4 protein-coding genes and 1 pseudogene are annotated in these 3,428 nt (G+C 64.5%); all 5 read left to right on the forward strand.

What is annotated here, in order from left to right:
* Nucleotides 1–76 precede the first annotated feature (76 nt).
* Nucleotides 77–268, forward strand: a pseudogene (locus ACESNG_RS20520) (serine hydrolase); the annotation flags it as partial.
* Between the two features lie 20 nt (nt 269–288).
* Entirely contained in the window at nt 289–465 is a 177-nt protein-coding gene (locus tag ACESNG_RS20525; RefSeq protein WP_373061470.1) for a hypothetical protein, read from the forward strand.
* A 131-nt stretch (nt 466–596) separates the two neighbouring features.
* Nucleotides 597–1,205, forward strand: a complete 609-nt coding sequence (locus ACESNG_RS20530) for an isoprenylcysteine carboxylmethyltransferase family protein (protein WP_373070605.1) — start codon at nt 597–599, stop codon at nt 1,203–1,205.
* A gap of 140 nt (nt 1,206–1,345) precedes the next feature.
* The gene (locus ACESNG_RS20535; RefSeq protein WP_373070607.1) at nt 1,346–2,395 is read left to right on the forward strand and encodes a S41 family peptidase; all 1,050 of its coding nucleotides are present in this window, start codon (nt 1,346–1,348) and stop codon (nt 2,393–2,395) included.
* A gap of 108 nt (nt 2,396–2,503) precedes the next feature.
* Nucleotides 2,504–2,983: a DUF998 domain-containing protein gene (locus ACESNG_RS20540; RefSeq protein WP_373061468.1), complete on the forward strand. Its 480-nt coding sequence runs from the start codon at nt 2,504–2,506 to the stop codon at nt 2,981–2,983.
* Nucleotides 2,984–3,428 lie beyond the last annotated feature (445 nt).

Raw genomic sequence — 3,428 nt, forward strand, 5'->3', positions numbered from 1 at the left:
ACATCGTTCAGCTTCGCGAGAGCACCGCATGAAGATCGTGTTTCGCGTCGGCCCGCGCGGCGACACGGCCGGCTTCATGAAAGCCGTAGTGACACTCGTCGATTCCAGCAACGTCAGTGTGGGATTCGAACCGGGATCCGAGTGGAGATTCTCGGGCGGTGGCTATGCCATTTTGCAACTGCTGATCGAAGACGTGAGCGGTAAATCGTTCGAGGCGTTCATGCAACGCGTCGTGCTCCAACCGTTGGGGATGGCGCGCTCCAGTACACGTAGGCACCCAGAAAGGGGTTGCGACTCGAGACCGAAACGTCTCTTCTCGCCACGCGATTGGCTGGCGAGTGGATATTCTGGGAAACGGGGAACGTCGACTTTCTCATGTTCACGATGGCCGTTCAGGGTATGCTTCGCCTAGTCGGCTTCGGCAGCCTCGCGATCGTGTTGGTGGTGCCGGCGACCGCGTGGTAGATACGACGAGCCAAGCGGTGTCGCATGCTTGAAATCCGCGCGGCGTAACGGCACGCAGCGTACGAGACTCCATGTATTCGCGCTTCGAAAACACTGAATCGGGAGTGCTGTAGCGTATCGTCGCCGTTCGATTGCTAGCTGACACAGCGCTCGTCGCACCACTTCTGTTCGGTGCAGCCGGGACACTTTCATGGTGGCGGGCGTGGATGTTGCTCGCGGTGATGCTCGTTGTGCGCGCCGTCGGCGCCGTCGTGGTGGCGCGCGTGTATCCCGAGTTGCTGCGCGATCGTGCCAAGCTCCCCATGCACGTAGACCAGCCGTGGACCGACCGCGTGCTGCTGATCGCTGTACTGGCAACCGGGTTTCTCGGCGTGCCCGCAATTGCGGGGCTCGACGTGTTCCGGTGGCACGTGCTGCCGCCGCCCGCGCCCGCTGTGAGCGCGATCGGCCTCGTGTTGTTCGCGCTCGGCTGGAGCCTCAAGCAGCTCGCGTTGCGGGCGAACGCCTTCGCCACGACCGTGGTTCGCGTCCAGCACGAGCGCGCGCACGCGGTCGCGGACACCGGCGTGTACGCCATCGTGCGTCATCCCTTCTACGCTGCCGATCCGCTTATCCTCGTCGGGCTTGGACTGTGGCTGGAATCGTACGCGGCGGCCGTTGGCGCGGTTATCCCGGTAGCGCTCATGGTGATGAGGCTTCAGGGAGAGGAGCGTTTTCTCTGTCGCGCACTACCGGAGTAACGTGCGTATGTGGTGCGAGTGCCATATCGGCTGATTCCCGGGGGGGTGGTAGGTTCGCGAAGTGACTGGAAGAAGCGCGGAACCACACGGATGGCGCGCGCGACGATATCGTCGTATGGTACAGCAGGCCTTCAGTCCAAATGACGACTATGCGACTCCGATTCCCGTCTCTGTACGCGCCCTTTGTCCGCGTCGGTCTGGCAGCCGCGCTCGTCGCCTGCGGGGATCCCGAGCGCGCGCCCACCGTGCCGGCGCCCACGACCATCAGTCCGGTCGCCGTCGCCTATCTCGAGGAAGTGGTCACGCTGCTGCAGCGCCACTCCGTGAAGCGACGCACGATCGACTGGACCGCGTTTCGAGCGGAGGTGATGGCCGCGGCCGGCCCTGCCCAGACGATCAGCGAGACCGTCCCGGGGATTCGCCGAGCGCTCGCGCTGCTTGGCGATGGTCACAGTGTGTATATCCCGTTGCGCGGCAGTGCCGTCTCCGTGCCGACCCGATCGTGTCACGCACCAACGATCGGACGCTCTGGTGGAACGCCGAACGTGGGCTACGTGCGCGTACGCAATTTCAGCGGTCCGCCGGCCGAGGCCACACTCTATGCGCAGCGAATCCAGGATAGTATCCGCGTGACCGATCGCGACGGGATCGTGGGATGGATCGTGGATCTACGCGGAAACGCGGGCGGCAACATGTGGCCCATGATCGCGGGGATCGGCCCGATCCTCGGCGAGGGCGTGGTCGGACACTTTCTCGATGCCGATAGCACCTTCACACCCTACTCGTACCGCGACGGCGCCAGTGCGTCGGGTGACACACCGCTACATCAGGTATCGTCGGTGTATCGACTCAAGCGGCCCAATCCGCGCGTGGCCGTGCTCACTGATGGATGGGTGGCCAGTTCCGGAGAGGCGGTCGCCATCGCGTTTCGCGAACGCCCCGACACACGCTCTTTCGGCACGGCGACGTGCGGGCTGTCGACAGGAAATACCACTTACTGGTTGAGCGACACGTCACGCCTCGTAATCACGGCGGCGACGATGGCGGATCGCAAACGTCGCGCATATGGGGATGTGATTCCACCGGACGAGGTGGTGGCGAACCCCGATGACACCGTGTCGCGCGCGATCGAGTGGCTGACGTTCGCGACGGGTCCGGCTGGCGCCGTCGCGGTAGTCCGAGAGCGGTAGACACACGTCAGCGCAATTATCCTCCGTTGGTGTAAGACCACGTCCCATGAGCGTGTACCGCGAAACCCCGCCGCCGATCGGAGCGCCACCGTTTACTCACGCGTGGTTATGCTTGCCAGTGCTGTATTCGCGACGATGGCGCTGGACATCATCGCGCCCGGTCCGGGACCGCTGATCCAACCCCTCAGCGCGTTCGCGCCGACCGCACTCGCTGGCCCGTGGAAGTGGATCGTCGAGGCGACGGCGCTCGGTGTATGCCTCGTTGCGCTGACCGCGTATCAACGCGATGCGGATTCGCCGTTCGTCGCGCTGCTAGCCGTCGCGGGTGGCAGCCTCGCCGTATCCGGGGTCGTGGTCACCGACCCGTGGTTTCCGTGGGAGCGAGCGCCTACGCCCACTGGTTGGGTGCACATCGGCGCCGTGTTGATCACCATGACTGCGTTCAGTGCGGCAATGGTACTGCGGTCGCGGTCGCGTGCGCTGCTCGCGATCATGGTGATCTGGTGTGCCAGTCTCGCGATTGGTCGTCGCGGGTCGCCGCCGCCGCGCGGACCCACGCGGCGATCACCGGGGCAAACCGCCCGCTGACACTTGGTGGCAACGCTTGAGTCCCACGATACGCCTCTTCCAACAGTGGCAAGGCCGATTCGCGCTTGCCGGCGCGCCATTGGCAGTACCCCACCCCCGCGCGAAAACGCAGCGGAAGCAACTGGGTGCTGTCGAACGGTACGGCTCCCGCTGCCGATCGCGCGAGGGCCTCTCCCTCGGCGACTCCATCACCAGTACACAGGTCGACCGCGAGCAGCCACTCGGTATTGAGTAGGAATGCGTCATTCGCCGGCCGCAGCGGCCGCAGGATCGCGAGCGCTTCACGCAGGAGCGCGATCGCCGAATGGTATCGCGCTGGATCTCGCGTGCCATCGCCACATTCGGCAACTGTTGCGCCGCCTGCAGGCTGCGCTCCCCGTACACCTCTTTGCGAATCGACAATCCCAATTCAGAGAGCAAGATGTACTCGGCGTCATTGCCTTTC

Origin of the sequence: Gemmatimonas sp., from assembly GCF_041689975.1 — a bacterium.
GTDB lineage: Bacteria > Gemmatimonadota > Gemmatimonadetes > Gemmatimonadales > Gemmatimonadaceae > Gemmatimonas.